Origin of the sequence: Phenylobacterium sp. (assembly GCF_036563285.1) — a bacterium.
In the GTDB taxonomy this organism is placed as follows: domain Bacteria; phylum Pseudomonadota; class Alphaproteobacteria; order Caulobacterales; family Caulobacteraceae; genus Phenylobacterium.
Map to the genome: position 1 here is coordinate 91,936 of NZ_DATCMR010000008.1, position 16,763 is coordinate 108,698.

Consider the following 16,763-nt stretch of genomic DNA (forward strand, 5'->3'; position numbering starts at 1 on the left):
CAAAGCTCCCCCCGACTGGGACGCCGCCGGTTGCTCCGGCTTCAGCGCGCCCCTTACCTTGCCGTCATCTATGCACGCCGGTCCCGGGATCGCCAAGGCCCGCCTCCCACCGGGTCGAGAAGCCGACGCAAGTGGGCGTGCGGTCTGAACTTTCCGGCCGGCTGTGCTAATCGGAATCCCGGGCCGGGGGGTTCTCGATTCAGGTCGCGCGGGAGCCGGGATGATTCGTCGACACTGCAGGAGACTGGCCGGACCGGCTGCCATGCTGTCTGCCTCAGTGCTGGCGCTGGCCGCGGTCGCAAGCCCGGCGCTGGCCGACGTGCAGGGCGAGGAGAACGCCGACCAGGGCGTCGCCCGCGAGCTCGGCGAGCTGTCCATCGACGAGCTCTCCCAGATCAGCATCACCTCGGTTTCGAAGCGTCCGGAGGCGCTCAGCCGTGCGGCCTCGTCCGCCTATGTGATCACCCCCGACGCGATCCGCAGCGCCGGCGCGCTGACCATCCCGGAGGCGCTGCGGCTCGCGCCGAACCTCGAGGTGATGCGCATCGATGCGCTGGACTACTCCATCACTGCGCGCGGATTCGCCGGCTTTGAATCGGCCAACAAGCTGCTGGTCCTGATCGACGGCCGCAGCGTCTACACGCCGCTGTTCTCCGGCGTGGACTGGGACCAACACCACGCCCTGCTCGAGGATCTCGACCGCATCGAGGTGATCAGCGGACCCGGAGGCGTGCTTTGGGGCGCCAACGCCGTCAATGGGGTCGTCAACGTCGCCTCGAAGAGCGCCTTCGACACCCAGGGACTGCTGGCGGCCGTCAACGCCGGCACGCTCGACAGCGACCTGCGCCTGCGCGTCGGGCGGCAGATCGGCGACGTCGGCGCGGGGCGGGTCTACTTCACCGCCTTCCGGCGCGGCGACCTGAAGCTGGCCGACGGCGACAGCGCCAGCGACGGGTGGGACGGCTGGCAGGGGGGCTTCCGCACCGACTGGGCCGGCGACCGCGACACCTTCACGATCCAGGGCGACATCCAGGACAGCACGATCGACGAGAGCCTAGGCGCCATGGGCGGCTATGTCCGCGGCGGCAACCTGCTGGGGCGCTGGACGCGGCGGCTCGGCGAGCGGTCGGCTCTAGAGTTCCAGGCCTACTACGACCAGATCGAGCGCGAGGCGCGGCTGATCCATGACGAACTGCGGGTCTGGGACGTGCAGGGCCAGCACTCGTTCTCGCTCGGCCGTCACAACGTGGTCTGGGGCGCGGGCTACCGGATCACGCGCGATGAGTTCCGGACCCTCTCCGATCCCCAGCTGCTCTCGCCGCCGAAGCGGCGCGTCGACATAGGCAACGTCTTCGTCCAGGACGAGATCGCGCTCAGCCCCGAGCTGATGCTGACGCTCGGGCTCAAGCTTGAGACCAACACCTTTACTCGGGCCGAATGGATGCCGAACGTGCGCCTGGGTTGGCAGGTCACGAACCGACAGTTCGTGTGGGGAGCCGTATCCCGGGCGATCCGCAACCCGTCGCGGATCGAGCGCGACTTCACCCTGCCTGGGGTCGTCGAGCCGGGGCGGATGGGCTCCGAGAAGCTCGTCGCCTACGAGCTGGGATATAGAGGGCGGGTAACCGACCGGTCGAACGTGTCGGTGTCGCTGTTCTACCACGACTACGACCAGCTCCGGACGAACGAGTTCTCCGGCCCGGGCGGGCAGCTGCCGATCTTCGTGGGCAATACGCTCGAGGGCGAGACTTACGGCCTCGAAGCCTGGGCCGACATCCAGGTGGCCGACTGGTGGCGGGTCAGCGTCGGCGGCGCCGTCCTCGAGAAGCACTTCCGGCTGAAGCCCGGCAGTCTCGACATCTCGCAGTTCGAGGCGACGGGCGCCGACCCCGGCTACTGGGCCAAGGCGCGCTCGCACTTCCGCATCACGGAGCGGCTGTCGCTCGACGTCGGCGCGCGGATCTACGACGAGGTCCCGCGCCTGAACATCGCCCAGTACGTCGGCACGCGGGGCTACGTGGAGGCCGGCGCCCGGCTCGCCTGGCAGGTGACCGACCAGCTGGAGCTGGCGGTGACCGGGCTCAACCTGCTGCATGACCAGCATCCCGAGGCGAGCGAGGCCCGCCGCACGGAGGTCCCGCGCAGCGCCTTCATCTCCTTGCGCTGGACACGCTGACTTGATCCGAGCGCTGGCCCATCACCTGATCGCCGCGCTGGCCGCAATCGCCGTGGCCGCCGCGCCGGCCTCGGCCGCGGGCCAGGGCCGCTCGATCGAGTTCGCGGTGAAGGCGGCGTTCCTGACCAAGTTCGCCGCCTTCGTCACCTGGCCGGCCGGGGGAGGCCCCGCTGCGATCTGCGTCGTCGGCTCGGATCCGTTCGGTGGGCGGCTCGAGCAGGCCGTCCGGGGCCAGCCGGGGGTGACGATCCGCCGGCTGACGGAGGTGGACCGTAGTTCGGGCTGCCATGTGGTCTACGCGGCAGGCTCCTCGCGCCAATCGGTGGCCGAGGCCCTGCAGGCGGTGCGCGGCTCGCCCGTGCTCACGGTCACCGACGCCGCGCAAGGTGGTGCGCGCGGGATGATCCACTTCGTGGTGTTCGAGGACCGCGTCCGCTTCCACATCGACGCTGGCCAGGCTGCCCAGTCGGGGCTGACGATCAGTTCCAAGCTGCTCAGCCTCGCGCTGTCTGTGAAACGATGAAGCCGCGCGGCCCGGAACTGACCGACCGTCGGCAGCTGAACCTGGCGTGGCTGGGGGCGGTGGCGCTGCTGGCCGCCGGGATACTGCTGGGAGCGCAGGCGGAGCGGGGTTATCGCGCCCAGGCGGTCCGGGCTGCCTCGGTGCAGGCGGACCTGCTGGCGACCAGCCTGACGGCGGCGCTGGCCTTCGACGACCGGCCGACCATGCGCGAATACGTCGATGCGCTGAGGGTGAACCCGCGTATCGCGGCGGCCGCGGTATACGACCTGCAGGGCCGGCCGCTGGTCACCTATCGCCGCCGAGATTCCCCCGCGCCGCCCGCCCGGCTGAAGGCGCCGCTGGCGGGCTATCGCGGCGGCGTCGTGAAGGTGACCACGCCGGTGGCCGAGCAGGAGGCGCGCCTCGGCACCGTCTATGTAGAGACCGCCCGCGAGCCGCTGTCCGCGCTCCTGGCCCGTCACAGCGCGCTCGGGCTGCTGACCCTCATGGCCTTCCTGCTGCTGGGCGTGCTCACCCGCGCGGCGTCCCAGCTGCAGCGGCGTGCGGGCGAGCTCGGCGAGGCCAACGCCCGGCTCACCTTTGAGATGCGCGAGCGCGCCCGCGCCGAGGAGGCCCTGCGCCAGAGCCAGAAGATGGAGGCGCTGGGCCAGCTCACCGGCGGCATCGCGCACGACTTCAATAACCTGCTGCAGGTGGTCCAGGGCGCCTTCGAGCTGATCCGTCGCAAGCCGCAGGACCACGCAAAGGTCGCAGCGTGGGCCGGCAACGGCCTGCAGGCGGCCGAGCGAGGCGCGAGCCTGACGCGCCAGCTGCTCGCCTTCTCCCGCGCCCAGAAGCTGGAGCTGCGGACGTTCAAGATCGGCGAGCTGGTCTCCGAGATGGGCGATCTGCTCACCCGCACCATCGGCGGCGAGATCGAGTTGGAGTTCAAGCTGGCCGACGAGGGCGTGCCAGTCCTCTCCGACCGCACCCAACTGGAGCTCGCGGTGCTGAACATGGCGATCAACGCCCGCGACGCCATGCCGGAAGGCGGCAAGCTCACGATCGCGACGCGGGTGGTCGAGGTCCCGCCCGACCATCCGGTGCTGCCGGAAGGGACCTATGTGGAGCTGTGCGTTTCCGACACCGGCTCGGGCATGTCGCCGGAGGTCGCGGAACGCGCCTTCGATCCGTTCTTCACGACAAAGGGCGTCGGCAAGGGGACGGGCCTGGGCCTGTCGCAGGTCTACGGCGTCGCGCGGCAGGCGGGGGGCGGCGCGCAGATCGAGAGCGAGCTCGGCCGCGGCACCTCGGTGCGGCTGTTCCTGCGGCCCTCGGCGGAAGCGCCGGCCGAGAATGCGCCCCAGGCGCGCCAGCGCGAGACGCCGATCGTCGCGGTCGCGCCCGCGACCGTGCTCGTGGTCGACGACGACGCCGACGTACGCAACCTGGTGAAGGACACCCTCGAGATGCTCGGCTACCGCGTGCTCACCGCCGATGGCGGGCCGGCGGCCCTCGACCTGCTGGACCGCACGCGGCCGGACCTGATGCTGATCGACTTCGCCATGCCCGGCATGAACGGCGCCGAGGCCGCGGGCCTGGCGCGCCAGAAGTGGGCGGAGATGGCGATCGTCTTCGCCAGCGGCTACGCCGATACCGCCCAGGTGGAGGACGCCCTCGGCGGCGGCGCGGTCATCCTGCACAAGCCCTTTGACATGGACGAGCTGGCGCGGACTGTCGCCGACGCGCTGCGCCCCGCGCCCGCCCGCGCCTAGCGGCGCAGCGGCACGACCTTGCCCGAGGCCTCGGCGTCGCCCAGCGCCGCCGCGACCTTGCGCGCCAGCTCGTCGTCGCGGAACGGCTTCTGGATGATCCGGTCCTCGCCCACGTCGCGCAGGGCCTTCAGGTCGGCGTAGCCGGTGATGAACAGCACCGGCAGGCCAGGCCGCATCTCCACCGCCCGACGCGCGGCGTCGACGCCGTTCATGCCCGGCATGGCGTAGTCGGCCAGCAGGATGTCGACCGGCTGGTCGGTCCGCAGGATGTCCAGCGCCGCCCCGCCGCTGCCGGCCTCCAGCACCCCGTAGCCGAGCTCGACCAGCATGGCGGCGGTGATCTCGCGCACGGCGGAGTCGTCGTCCATGACGAGCACGGTGCGCGCCGAAGCGCGCGCGGCGGGCGCCGCGGCCTTGGCGGTCGGCTCGCGCCGGGCCGCGCCCGCAGCCTTGGGCAGGTAGACCTGGACCGTCGTGCCCTCGCCCAGGCGGGTGTCGATCCGCACGCCGCCGCCCGACTGCTTGGCGAAACCGTAGACCTGGGCAAGGCCCAGGCCGGAGCCCTTGCCAATCTCCTTGGTGGTGAAGAACGGCTCGAAGGCCTTGGCCAGGACCTCCGGCGTCATCCCCTGCCCGGTGTCGCTGACCGACAGCACCACATAGTCCCCCGGCGCAGGCTCCTCCGGCCGGCTCGGGGGCTGCGACAGGGTGACGTTCAAGGTCTCCACCGTGAGGCTTCCGCCCACCTCCATCGCGTCACGGGCGTTGATCGCCAGGTTCAGCACGATCAGCTCGATCTGGGTGGGGTCGACGAGCGCCGGCCACAGACCCGGCTTCAGCACCGTCTCGATGCGCACGCTGCCGCCCATGGTGGACTGCAGGAGGTCGCGCATGCCCGCCACGGTCTCGTTGAGGTCGACCGGCTTCGGCTCCAGCTTCTGGCGGCGCGAAAAGGCCAGCATTTGGGCGGTCAACTTGGCGCCGCGCTCGGCGGCGGTGCGCATGTGGCTGATGCGCTCCTTCACCGGCCCGTCGATGCCCGCCTTCGCGAGCGACTTCTCCACGAAGCTGATGTTGCCGAGGATCACCGTGAGCAGGTTGTTGAAGTCGTGGGCCACCCCGGAGGTGAGCTGTCCCACCGCTTCCAGCCGCTGCATCTGGCGAAGGGTGGCCTCCACCCGCTCGCGCTCCTCGATCTGGGCGGCGAGCTCGCGGTTGCGCTCGGCCAGCGCCTCGGCCGCGGCCTTCTCCTCGGTGATGTCGCGGCCCACCGTGTAGAAGGCGTCACCTTCCGGCACCGCAATCCAGGAGATCCAACGCCAGCTGCCGTCGGCATGTCGCAGCCGGTCCTCGAAGCGTTCGACCACGCCGCCCGCCTTGAGGCGTTCGATGACCTCTGCGGCCGGCTCGTGATCGTCGGGGTGGATCAGCAGGCCGAAGTTGCTGCCCACGAGCGCGTCGGGATCGTAGCCCAGCATGGTCGACCAGGCGGGGTTCACGCGGATGAAGCGTCCGTCGAAGCTCGCCACCGCGAACAGGTCTCGCGACAGCCGCCAGATGCGGTCGCGCTCGGCGGTCCGTTCGGTGACCTGGCGCTCCAGGTCGCCGGTTAGAGCGCGCAGCGCCTCGCGCGCCTCGCGTTCCTCGGTGATATCGCGCACGATGCCGACGAAGCGCGTGCAGACCCCGTCGTCGAACTGGGCCTGGCCGTGGCTTGCGATCCAGCGCACCGTCCCGTTCGGAGCGACCGTACGGAATTCCTCGCGGAAGGCGCCGGTGGCGTCGGGCGTCCACGTGGTCGCCGCCTCCACCGCGGTGTGGAGGCGCGCCCGGTCGTCTGGGTGCAGCCTCGCGACGAACCCGTCGTAGCTGACCTCCGCCTCCGGCGGCAGGTCGAACAGGGCCTTCGTCCGCTCGTCCCAGCTCAGCTCGCCGGTGCGCGGATCGAGGTCCCAGATGCCGAGCTCTGCGCCCTCGATGGCCAGCCGCGCGCGCATCTCGCTGGCGTGCAGCGCCTGCTCGGCGCGCTCACGGTCGGAGCGCTCGCGCGCCTGGTCCAGCGCCCGCTCCACCGCTGTCGCGAGGCGGGCGAGGTTGCGCTTCATCACATAGTCCGTGGCGCCGCGCTTCAGCGCATTGGTGGCGAACTCCTCGCCCACCACGCCCGATACGAAGATGAAGGGGATGTCCGGCTGCAGGGCGCGGGCGATGTTGAGGGCCGACAGGCCGTCGAAATCGGGCAGCGAGTAGTCGGCAAGGATCACCTCGCACGTGCCCTCCTCGAGGGCGGCGACGAACTCGCGCCGGTTCACCACCCGCTTCAGCGAGAACTGCACCTCGGCCTTGGTAAGGTGGGCGGCGAGAAGCTCGGCGTCGATCTCGCTGTCCTCCAGCAGGAGGATGCAGATCTCCCGTGAGGCTGGGCGTCCGCCAGCGTCAGGCATCGGAGGCGCTCCGGGGCGGGGGCTCGTTGAGGATCGCCCAGAACATGCCGAGGTCCTGGATCGCCTCGAAGAAGGCGTTGAAGTCGACCGGCTTCACGACGAAGGCGTTCACGCCCAACTCGTAGCTCTTCACCAGGTCGCGCTCCTCGCGAGAGGAGGTGAGCATCACCACCGGGACCTGCCGCTGGCGCGGGTCGGTCTTGACCTTCTCCAGCACCTCCAGGCCGTCGACCTTGGGCAGCTTCAGGTCGAGCAGCACCACCGCCGGATCGCCCGGCAGCCGGTCGGCGTGCTCGCCGCGGCGATAGATGAAGTCCAGCGCCTCGGCGCCGTCGCGGGCCACCACGATGTCGTTCGCCAGCTGGCACTTGGCCAGGGCCGCCAGGGTGAGCTCTAGGTCGCGGGGATTGTCCTCGACGAGCAGGATCGGCCTCAAGTCAGCCACGCGAACGATCTCCTTTGGGGGCGCTCTCGCGCTTGGGTAGGGTGAATGTGAAGGCGGCGCCCTCGCCGACGACGGCGTCGGCGGAGATGGTCCCGCCGTGGCGCTCGACGATGCGCTTGCAAAGCGCCAGGCCGATGCCGGTGCCCTCGAACTCCTCGGCCCGGTGCAGGCGCTGGAACACCCCGAACAGCTTGTTCACGTAGGTCATGTCGAAGCCGACGCCGTTGTCGCGCACCGTGTAGCTGACCAGGTCGCCGAGTTCCTCGCCTTCGACTGTGATCACCGCCTTTGGCCGCGGGGCGGTGTACTTCACGGCGTTCTGCAGCAGGTTCTGGAAGACTTGGCGGATCATCGCCGCGTCGGCCCAGGCCGGCGGCAGCTTGCCGATGCGCCAGTCGATCTCGCGGCCGGCGGTGTCCGGCTCCATCGAGCGCCGGACCTCGGTCACAAGCTTGCCCATGTCGATCCTGTCCTTCGACAGGCTCGTGCGGCCGAGCTGGGAGAAGTTGAGCAGGTCGTCGACCAGCCGGCCCGCGGACAGGGCCGCATCCTGGATGCTCTGCAGGTAGTGCTTGGACGTCAGGTCCAGGCCCCGGGCGCGGTCGGCGAGCAGCTCGGCATAGCCCACGATGTGCCGGAACGGCGCCCGCAGGTCGTGCGAGATCGAATAGGAGAAGCTCTCCAGTTCCTTGTTCGTCCGCTGCAGGCGCTCGGTGAGCTCCGCCCGCTCCTCGGCCTGGCGCAGCACCACGTTCTGGATCGCGCTGCGGAAGCCGGTGGCCGTCTCCACCTCGGCGCGGGACCAGGGCGCCGAGCGCAGCCGGACCTGCTCCTTCCAGGCCTCGAACGAGCGGCGCGGATGCAGGCGCGCCGACCCCACCTCCATCGGCTTGTGCGGGTCGCCGCCCCACTCGATCGTGCGCACCAGCTCGGGCCGGAACCACATCACATAATCGGGGTGCAGCCGGGAGATGGAGATGGCCAGCACGCCGCTGGCGGTCGCCGCATAGCGCTCGGCCTCCGGCAGCAGCTCGGCGATGGAGTCGGCCACGACCACGTCCTCGCCGGTCTGCTGCAGCCGCAGGGCCAGCCGGCGGATGTCGGCGGCGGGCGGCGTCAGGCCGGTGGTGAGCACCTCACCGTCCCGCACCACGGCAGCGCCCCCGGCGCGGGTGAGCTCGGTCCAAAGCCCGGCGTTCTCCATCAGGCCAGCTTGGAAGGTCGGCGCGACGGTCAGGCGGGCCAGGAGACTGGTTTCCACCTGGTTGAGCGACAGGCGCTCGGTGGTGCGGTCGGCCTGCTCGCGCGCCTCGATCTGCAGCGACAGCACCTGGCCGACGATATCGCAGGCCGTGCGAACCTGGGCGTTTACCTGCCGCGGGGCCTTGGAGTGGCAGGAGACCAGGCCCCACAGCTCCTTGCCCACCAGGATGGAGATCGACATCGACGAGCCGGTCCCCATGTTGCGCATGTATTCGAGATGCACCGGTGAAACGCTGCGCAGCGCCGCGTGCGACAGGTCGAGCGGCCTGCCGTCGACCGGGCTCAGCGCCGGCTCGATGGGCGACGGCGTGTACTCGGAGCTGGCGATCAGCCGGATACGGTTCTGGACGTAGAGCTCGCGGGCTTGCGCGGGGATGTCCGACGCCGGGAAGCGCTGACCGCGGTAGGACGGCAGCACGCCGTCCCCGTCCTCCGCCAGCACCACGCCGTCGCCGTTCTCCTGGAAGACGTAGAGCATCACCCGGTTGAAGCCGGTGATCGCCCTGACCTCGCGCACCGCCGCCTCGCCGATGCCCTGGATGTCCGCGGCGGAGCCGATCGCCTCCAGGAACAGCCGCAGGCGCGGGTAGAGCCCCTCCAGCGTCTCGCTCTCGGAGCGCGGCGGGTCCTCGAACTCCAGCACCACCCCCTGCGGGGTGATGTGGCCGAAGACCTGCAGCACGAAAGCGCCGACGGTGACCGTACGCAGGAACAGCGGGTCCTGGGTCGCCAGCCAGCGGCGGAGCTCCGTGACCAGCTGCAGCGCCTCGGGGATGTCGAGCAGGGACTGGCCGGGCTCGACCACCAGGCCCGAGATCTCCGACAGGTTGGCGCTCGCCTGCAACCGGCCGAAGCGCTGGGGATCGACCACCAGCAGCGCGCCGTGCGGCTGGATCCCGCCGGGAATGCGGATCGGCTCGGCCGCGCAGGCCTCCAGGTCGATCGCCCCAGGCGCCTGCGACAGGGTCTCGCTCACGCGCAGAGCCAGGCCTGGAGGGTTGCGAAGGTGCGCTGCGCGCCGCGGGCGGCCAATTCGGGCTCCGGATCCCGTTCCTCCGCCCAGGCCCAGAAGCCGCGCCACATCTCGCCCGTGCGCCGGCCGTAGGGACTGAAGTAGCTGAGTCCGCCTTCAGGAACCCAGTCGGCGCCGGCCAGGGCCCGGTTGATCAGCTGCCCGCCGAGGGTCGAGCCCTCCAGCACATAGATCGAGCCCACCGCCTCGTCCGGATCGTCCGCCAGGGCCGCCGCCGCCTGGCACAGCGGCAGGGCGTCGATCTCGGCCGCCGTGCGTCCGAGCGCGCCGAGGTCCCGGCGGAGCTGGGGCAGCCGGGTGCGGGGGCCGTAGAACGCGAGGAACTCTGGACGCTGGCGGATAGCCTTCTCCCACACCACGTGGAAACCGTGGAAACCTTCCAGCACCGTGAGGAAGCGTCGTCTGTCGGGTTCTTCACTTATGATGGAAAGAGCGGCCTCAAGTTGTGCGTGAGCGGCCGCCGTGGTCGCCCTGAGGTAGGTCGCCAATTCCACTGGTTTTCGGGCGCGCGCAGCAGTCAGGAACGGCAAGGCAAGACTCGTCACGGGCGGAACATATCCTGTTCAGCCCCCGCCCGACTGCCCGGATGAAAGAGGAAAGCAGCGGGCGGCGCAAGGCCCCGCCGGACCTGTGTCGACACCTGACAGAGGAGCGGAGGGTTCCCCGCCGCGTCATAAGATAACAGCTGGAACACCGAAGGCGCCACTCAACTTATCCGATCCTGAATTCGTGTCGTAACCATCGCGGCGAGCCTGTTTTCGCCGTCTTTTCTGAAGGCTGGGACTTGGACACCTTGGAACTCTGGGGCGGTCATGAGTGCACCGTCAACCGCATCCGCAACCGCTATCTCGACCAGACGCTGCTGTCGGGACACCAGGACCGCATCTCGGACATCGGACTTTTTGCGGACCTGGGCCTGACGACGATCCGCTATCCCGTGCTGTGGGAGCGGGTGTCGCCTCGTCGCCCGGACGAGCGGGACTTCAGCTGGTCGGACCGGCGCCTGCACGAGATCGCCCGCCATGGGATGCGCCCGATCGTGGGCCTCACCCACCACGGCAGCGGCCCGCACTGGACCAGCCTGGTGGATGACGAGGGCTTCGCCTTGGGCCTCGCCGACCATGCGCGGGCGACCGCCGAGCGCTACCCGTGGGTGCGTGACTGGACCCCGGTCAACGAGCCTCTCACTACCGCCCGGTTCAGCGCCCTCTACGGCATCTGGTACCCGCACACGACCAACGAAGGCGCGTTCTGGCGCGCCCTGCTGAACGAGATCGACGCCACCCGGCTCTCCATGCGCGAGATCCGCCGCGTGAACCCGGAGGCCCGGCTGATCCAGACCGAGGACCTGGGCTTCTGCCACGCCACGCCGCCGATGCAGGCGCAGGCCGACTACGAGAACGAGCGGCGCTGGATCACCTGGGACCTGCTCTGCGGGATGGTGACGCCGGAGCATCCGCTCTGGGCCAGGCTCTGCGCATGGGGACTGGAGGACCGGCTGCGGGTTATCGCGGACGATCCCTGCCCACCCGACGTGCTGGGCTTCAACCACTACCTCTCCAGCGAGCGGCTGCTGGACCACCGCGTCGAGCTCTATCCACCCACGCTGCGCGGCGGCGACGGCCCCGGGCCCTACGTCAATATCGAGGCGGTGCGCACGGTCACCGGCGGTCCGCTTGGCGTGCGGACCCTGCTCAACCAGACCTACGAGCGCTACGGCCGGACCATCGCCATCACCGAGTGCCACAACGGCTGCACCCGCGAGGAGCAGATGCGCTGGTTCGTGGAGACCTGGCGCGCAGCCGAGGCGGCGCGCGGGGACGGCGTGCCGGTGCAGGCGGTCACGGCGTGGGGCCTGCTGGGCTCCTTCGACTGGAACCGGCTGCTGGCCGAGGAAGCGGGCCACTATGAGGTGGGCGTTTTCGACCTGCGCGGCGGCAAGCCGAAGCCCACGGCCATGGTCCCGCTGCTGAAGGACCTCGCCGCCGGCCGCACCCCGAGCCATCCGGCGCTCAAGGGCCTGGGTTGGTGGCGACGCCAGGACCGCTTCTTCGAGCAGGTGATCGACCTGCCGGAGCCTTGCGCCCGCCACACCCCGCCGGAGCCGGACCTGGAGGCCGCCCGGCCGCTGCTGATCGTCGGGCCCGGCTGCGCGCGGGTCGAAGCCCTGGTGCACGCCTGCGAGCTCCGCCACCTGGCGCACCGCGTCGTGAATGTCGGCGCCGGCGAAGGGGAAGCCGCTCGCGAGACGCTGGCGGCGCAGCTCGCCGAAACCCAACCCTGGGCCGTCGTCAACGTGACCCCTCATGCCCGCGACGCAGTCGCCGCGGCGGCGCGGGAAATACCCGTCGTCACCTGGCTGAGAGGCGCCATGGACGGGCGCCGCCCCGGGCGGCGCGAGCTGCTGGTCGCCACCGAGGACGCCATCTCTCATCGCGACCTACAGGCCTTCGCCCACGAGGCGCTGGAAGCCCTGCGGGACGGCCGCACGTTCCGCGCCGCGTCCAACCGCACGGCGCCGGGGCTGTACCTGCCCGACGCCGCGCACACGGTGCTCGACCTGCTGATCGACGGCCATGCGGGTGCAGTGCGGCTCGCCGCGCCGCCGAGCCTCACCTGGGCCGAACTCGCCTGCCTCATCGCCCGCGAAGGCGGATTGGACTTCTACCGGGTGGAGCCGGTCAGCGTCGGCGCCATCGGCCGCCGGCCCTCCCGGGCGCCTGCCACGACGGACGCCGTGGAGCTGGTCCTTCCGAGCCTGACCAGCGCCGCACAGCGGGTGGTCGCGGGCTGGAAGCTGCTTACCGCGGGCCGCACCACCTGCGCCCTGGAGAGGGACGAGGGCGACGCGCTTCGCCATGCCGCCGAGTGAGCGCCGCCGCCTGACGCTGGCCTGCGCGCTCGCGGCAGCCCTTGCGGTCGCGGACGGCGCCTTAGCCGGGCCGCCGAGCCCGATCACCGGCGGCGAAGCCGATTATCGCCCGCTGGTGGACGCGGCGCGGGGGTCGACCTTCGTCCTGCTGGGCGAATCCACCCACGGGACCCGCGAGTTCTACCGGGAGCGCGCGCGCATCACCGAGCAGCTGATCCGCGCTGGCGCCGTGCGGGCCATCGCCATCGAAGGCGACTGGTCCGGCGCCGAGCGGCTCAACCGCTACCTGCGCGGCCAAGGCGAGGACCGTACGGCCGAGGCCGCGCTCTCCGGCTTCGACGAGTTCCCCACCTGGATGTGGCGCAACGCCGAGTTCCGCGACTTCGTCGAACGGGTGCGGGCGATCAACCTGGCGCGTCCGGCCGAGCAGCGGGTGGGGATCTACGGATTGGACGTCTACGACTTCTTCGACGCCGCGGACGCGGTCACAGCCCGGCTGGCGACGCTCGAACCGGCGACGGCGCAACGGGTCCGCAGCCACTACGGCTGCTTTGGCCGGTTCCGCCGCTCCGCCGACCGCTATTCTGAGGCCGTGCGCGGCGGCCGGACCTGCCGGCGGCAGGCCGAACAGGCGCTGGCCGAGGTGGAGCGGATCGCGCCCGTGCTCGCCGACGAAGAGGCGCGGTTCGCCCTGCGGCGCGCCGCGGCCACCGTGGTCGCCGGCGAGGAGTATTTCCGCATCCAGCAGGCCACCGGCTATTCCTGGAACGCCCGCGACCGACGGATGGCGCAGGCCGCCGCCGAGATCGCCCGCCACGCCGGCGGCGGCGTGGCCATCTGGGCCCACAACACCCACGTGGGCGACGCCCGCCACACCTCCCAGCGGCAGCAGGGCGACGTAACCCTGGGCCAGCTCCTGCGCGAGCGTGGCGGCGCCTTCCTGGTGGGTTTCCTCACCTACGAGGGCGAGGTTACGGCCGCGGAGCTCTGGGGCGGCAAGCCGCGGACCTTCGCCGTGCCGCCAGCCGCGCCGGAGAGCCACGAGGCGCGGCTGCACACCGAGGGACCGGCCGACGCTCTGCGGCTCCTTCGCGGCGAACCTGCCCGCCCGCGGGCGCGGGAGCGGGCCATCGGGGTGATCTTCAATCCCCGCCGTGAGAGGCAGTCACATTACATCGACGCCGTGCTCGAGCAGCAGTTCGACACTGTGGTGTTCCTGGACCGCACGAGGGCCGTCACCCCGCTGCCCCGCTGACCACATCTGCTGATCAGGCCTAGAGATTTCCTGGGGCGGGCTCGCCTTGCGCGGGCCGGGGGGTTCCCCTAACTGACCAGCGGGGCCGATCCGGCCGCCCATCCGGGCGGGCGGAGTTTTTCTGATGTTGTAAGGTCCCGCCCATGGACGCCCGCGTCGCGCCCGCCCGCCTGTCGATCGAAAGCGCCCCGTCTCCACAGATGCTGACCCACCTGCAGCGCCTCGAAGCGGAGAGCATCCAGATCATGCGCGAGGTGGTCGCCGAGTGCGAACGGCCGGTCATGCTCTATTCGATCGGCAAGGACAGCGCCGTGATGCTGCACCTGGCGGCGAAGGCCTTCTATCCCTCCAAGCCGCCCTTTCCGCTCCTGCACGTGGACACGACTTGGAAGTTCAAGGCGATGTACGAGATGCGCGAGCGCATGGCCCGCGAGCTCGGCTTCGAGCTGCTGGTGCACAAGAACCCCGAGGCCGAGGCCCGCGGCATCAACCCCTTCGACCACGGCCCCCTGCACACCGACATGTGGAAGACCGAGGGCCTGAAGCAGGCGCTGGACAAGTACGGTTTCGACGCGGCCTTCGGGGGCGCGCGGCGCGACGAGGAGAAGAGCCGCGCCAAGGAGCGCATCTTCTCGTTCCGCTCGGCCCAGCACCGCTGGGACCCGAAGAACCAGCGCCCCGAGCTCTGGCGGCTCTACAACGCGCGCAAGAACCCCGGCGAGAGCATCCGGGTGTTCCCGATCTCCAACTGGACCGAGCTGGACATCTGGCAATACATCCACCTGGAGAACATCCCGATCGTACCGCTCTACTTCTCGGCGGAGCGGCCGGTGGTGGACCGTGACGGCACGCTGATCATGGTCGACGACGAGCGGATGCCGCTGCGCGACGGCGAGACCCCGCAGTTGAAGTCGGTGCGCTTCCGCACCCTCGGCTGCTACCCGCTGACCGGCGCCGTCGAGAGCACCGCGGCCACCCTGCCCGAGATCATCCAGGAGATGCTGCTCACCACCACGAGCGAGCGGCAGGGCCGCAAGATCGACCACGACCAGGCCGCGTCCATGGAGAAGAAGAAGCAGGAGGGCTACTTCTGATGGCCCACCAGTCCGACCTCATCGCCGAAGACATCGAGGCCTACCTCCATCAGCACGAGCACAAGTCGCTCCTGCGGTTCCTCACCTGCGGCTCCGTCGACGACGGCAAGTCGACCCTGATCGGGCGGCTCCTCTACGACTCCAAGATGATCTTCGAGGACCAGCTTGCGGCCCTCGAGGCTGACTCCAAGAAGGTCGGCACCCAGGGCGGCGACATCGACTTTGCCCTGCTGGTTGACGGCCTGGCCGCCGAGCGCGAGCAGGGCATCACCATCGACGTGGCGTACCGGTTCTTCTCGACCGACAAGCGCAAGTTTATCGTGGCCGACACGCCGGGCCACGAGCAGTACACCCGCAACATGGTCACCGGCGCCTCCACGGCCGACGCCGCCATCATCCTGATCGACGCGCGCAAGGGGGTGCTGACCCAGACGCGGCGGCATTCGTACCTGGTGAGCCTCCTGGGCATCCGCCACGTGGTGCTGGCGATCAACAAGATGGACCTGGTGGACTGGTCGAAGGAGGTCTTCGACACCATCGTGGCGGAGTACCGCGAGTTCGCGGCCCAGATTGGCCTGACCGAGTTCACCGCCATCCCGATGTCGGCGCTGAAGGGCGACAACATCACGGAGGCCTCGGCGAAGGCGCCCTGGTACTCGGGCCCGCCGCTGATGCGCTGGCTGGAAGATGCCCCGGTCGAGGACGACCTGCGCGAGCAGCCCTTCCGGATGCCGGTGCAGTGGGTGAACCGGCCCAACCTCGACTTCCGCGGCTTCTCCGGCTTCGTGTCGTCCGGCGTGGTGCGTCCGGGCGACCGGGTAAAGGCCCTGCCGTCTGGCCGCGAGAGCACCGTGGCTCGCATCGTCACGATGGGCGGCGACCTCGACGAGGCGGTGGCTGGCCAGTCGGTGACCCTGACGCTCCAGGACGAGATCGACGTCAGCCGCGGTGACGTCCTGGCCGCCGCCAAGGCCCCACCCGCTGTGGCGGACCAGTTCGAGGCGACCCTCGTCTGGTTCGACGACGAGGCGATGCTGCCGGGCCGGCCCTACCTGCTGAAGCTGGGCGCCCGCACCGTCGGGGCCCAGGTCACCGAGCCGAAGTACAAGGTCAATGTGAACACCCTGGAGCACCTAGCCGCCAAGCGCCTGGAGCTCAACGAGATCGGGGTGGTGAACCTCTCCACCGACGCGCCACTGGCCTTCGACGCCTACGCCGAGAACAAGGACCTCGGCGGGTTCATCCTCATCGACCGGATCTCCAACCGCACGGTCGGCGCCGGCATGCTGCACTTCGCGCTGCGGCGGTCCCAGAACATCCACTGGCAGGCGCTGGACGTCTCCAAGCAGGCGCGCGCGGCCCAGAAGGGCCAGACGCCGCGGGTGGTGTGGTTCACGGGCCTCTCCGGCGCCGGCAAGTCGACCATCGCCAACATGGTCGAGAAGCGGCTGCTCGCCGACGGCAAGCACACTTACCTGCTGGACGGCGACAACGTCCGCCACGGCCTCAACAAGGACCTGGGCTTCACCGAGGAGGACCGGGTCGAGAACATCCGCCGCGTTGGCGAGGTGGCCAAGCTGATGGTCGACGCCGGCCTGATCGTGCTCACCGCCTTCATCAGCCCGTTCCGGGCGGAGCGGCGGATGGTGCGCGAGCTGATGGGCGAGCGGGAGTTCGTCGAGGTGTTCGTCGACACGCCCATAGTAGAGGCCGAGCGCCGCGACGTGAAGGGGCTCTACAAGAAGGCCCGGGCGGGCGAGCTGAAGAACTTCACTGGCGTGGACAGCCCCTACGAGCCGCCGGAGAACCCGGAGATCCGGATCGACACGACGAAGACCTCCCCAGAGGAGGCCGCCGAGCTGATCTTCCAGTGGCTGGAAGCCGGCTTCGATCCCGGCATCTAG

11 protein-coding genes are annotated in these 16,763 nt (G+C 70.2%); 7 read left to right on the forward strand and 4 right to left on the reverse strand.

Going from position 1 to position 16,763, the window contains the following annotated elements:
* Positions 1–262 precede the first annotated feature (262 nt).
* Genes VIL76_RS08760 through VIL76_RS08770 form a run of 3 tightly spaced genes read left to right on the forward strand, consistent with a single transcriptional unit; the run spans position 263 to position 4,453 of the window.
* Positions 263–2,176 carry a TonB-dependent receptor plug domain-containing protein gene (locus VIL76_RS08760; protein WP_332044639.1) on the forward strand — a complete coding sequence of 638 codons (1,914 nt, stop codon included), beginning with the start codon at positions 263–265 and terminating at the stop codon, positions 2,174–2,176.
* Between the two features lies 1 nt (position 2,177).
* The gene (locus VIL76_RS08765; RefSeq protein ID WP_332044640.1) at positions 2,178–2,699 is read left to right on the forward strand and encodes a YfiR family protein; all 522 of its coding nucleotides are present in this window, start codon (positions 2,178–2,180) and stop codon (positions 2,697–2,699) included.
* Positions 2,696–4,453 carry a response regulator gene (locus VIL76_RS08770; protein ID WP_332044641.1) on the forward strand — a complete coding sequence of 586 codons (1,758 nt, stop codon included), beginning with the start codon at positions 2,696–2,698 and terminating at the stop codon, positions 4,451–4,453. Before VIL76_RS08765 ends, VIL76_RS08770 begins: the two co-directional genes overlap by 4 nt.
* Here VIL76_RS08770 and VIL76_RS08775 read toward each other — a convergent pair.
* Genes VIL76_RS08775 through VIL76_RS08790 form a run of 4 tightly spaced genes read right to left on the reverse strand, consistent with a single transcriptional unit; the run spans position 4,450 to position 10,183 of the window.
* Positions 4,450–6,897: a response regulator gene (locus VIL76_RS08775; RefSeq protein ID WP_332044642.1), complete on the reverse strand. Its 2,448-nt coding sequence runs from the start codon at positions 6,895–6,897 to the stop codon at positions 4,450–4,452. The two genes, VIL76_RS08770 and VIL76_RS08775, sit on opposite strands and share 4 nt — an antisense overlap.
* On the reverse strand, positions 6,890–7,342 hold the full coding sequence (locus VIL76_RS08780; protein WP_332044643.1) for a response regulator: 453 nt from the start codon (positions 7,340–7,342) through the stop codon (positions 6,890–6,892). Before VIL76_RS08780 ends, VIL76_RS08775 begins: the two co-directional genes overlap by 8 nt.
* Positions 7,335–9,581, reverse strand: a complete 2,247-nt coding sequence (locus VIL76_RS08785; protein ID WP_332044644.1) for an ATP-binding protein — start codon at positions 9,579–9,581, stop codon at positions 7,335–7,337. The genes VIL76_RS08780 and VIL76_RS08785 overlap by 8 nt, the downstream gene beginning before the upstream one ends.
* On the reverse strand, positions 9,578–10,183 hold the full coding sequence (locus tag VIL76_RS08790; RefSeq protein ID WP_332044645.1) for a biliverdin-producing heme oxygenase: 606 nt from the start codon (positions 10,181–10,183) through the stop codon (positions 9,578–9,580). The genes VIL76_RS08785 and VIL76_RS08790 overlap by 4 nt, the downstream gene beginning before the upstream one ends.
* A 239-nt stretch (positions 10,184–10,422) precedes the next feature.
* Here VIL76_RS08790 and VIL76_RS08795 point away from each other — a divergent pair, with 239 nt between their 5' ends.
* From VIL76_RS08795 to cysN, 4 genes are all read left to right on the forward strand, one after another.
* Complete coding sequence (locus tag VIL76_RS08795) at positions 10,423–12,510, forward strand: family 1 glycosylhydrolase (protein WP_332044646.1); 2,088 nt, start codon at positions 10,423–10,425, stop codon at positions 12,508–12,510.
* On the forward strand, positions 12,497–13,765 hold the full coding sequence (locus tag VIL76_RS08800) for an erythromycin esterase family protein (protein WP_332044647.1): 1,269 nt from the start codon (positions 12,497–12,499) through the stop codon (positions 13,763–13,765). The genes VIL76_RS08795 and VIL76_RS08800 overlap by 14 nt, the downstream gene beginning before the upstream one ends.
* Positions 13,766–13,908: 143 nt before the next feature.
* Positions 13,909–14,859, forward strand: a complete 951-nt coding sequence (gene cysD / locus VIL76_RS08805) for a sulfate adenylyltransferase subunit CysD (RefSeq protein WP_332044648.1) — start codon at positions 13,909–13,911, stop codon at positions 14,857–14,859.
* On the forward strand, positions 14,859–16,763 hold the full coding sequence (gene cysN / locus VIL76_RS08810; RefSeq protein ID WP_332044649.1) for a sulfate adenylyltransferase subunit CysN: 1,905 nt from the start codon (positions 14,859–14,861) through the stop codon (positions 16,761–16,763). Before cysD ends, cysN begins: the two co-directional genes overlap by 1 nt.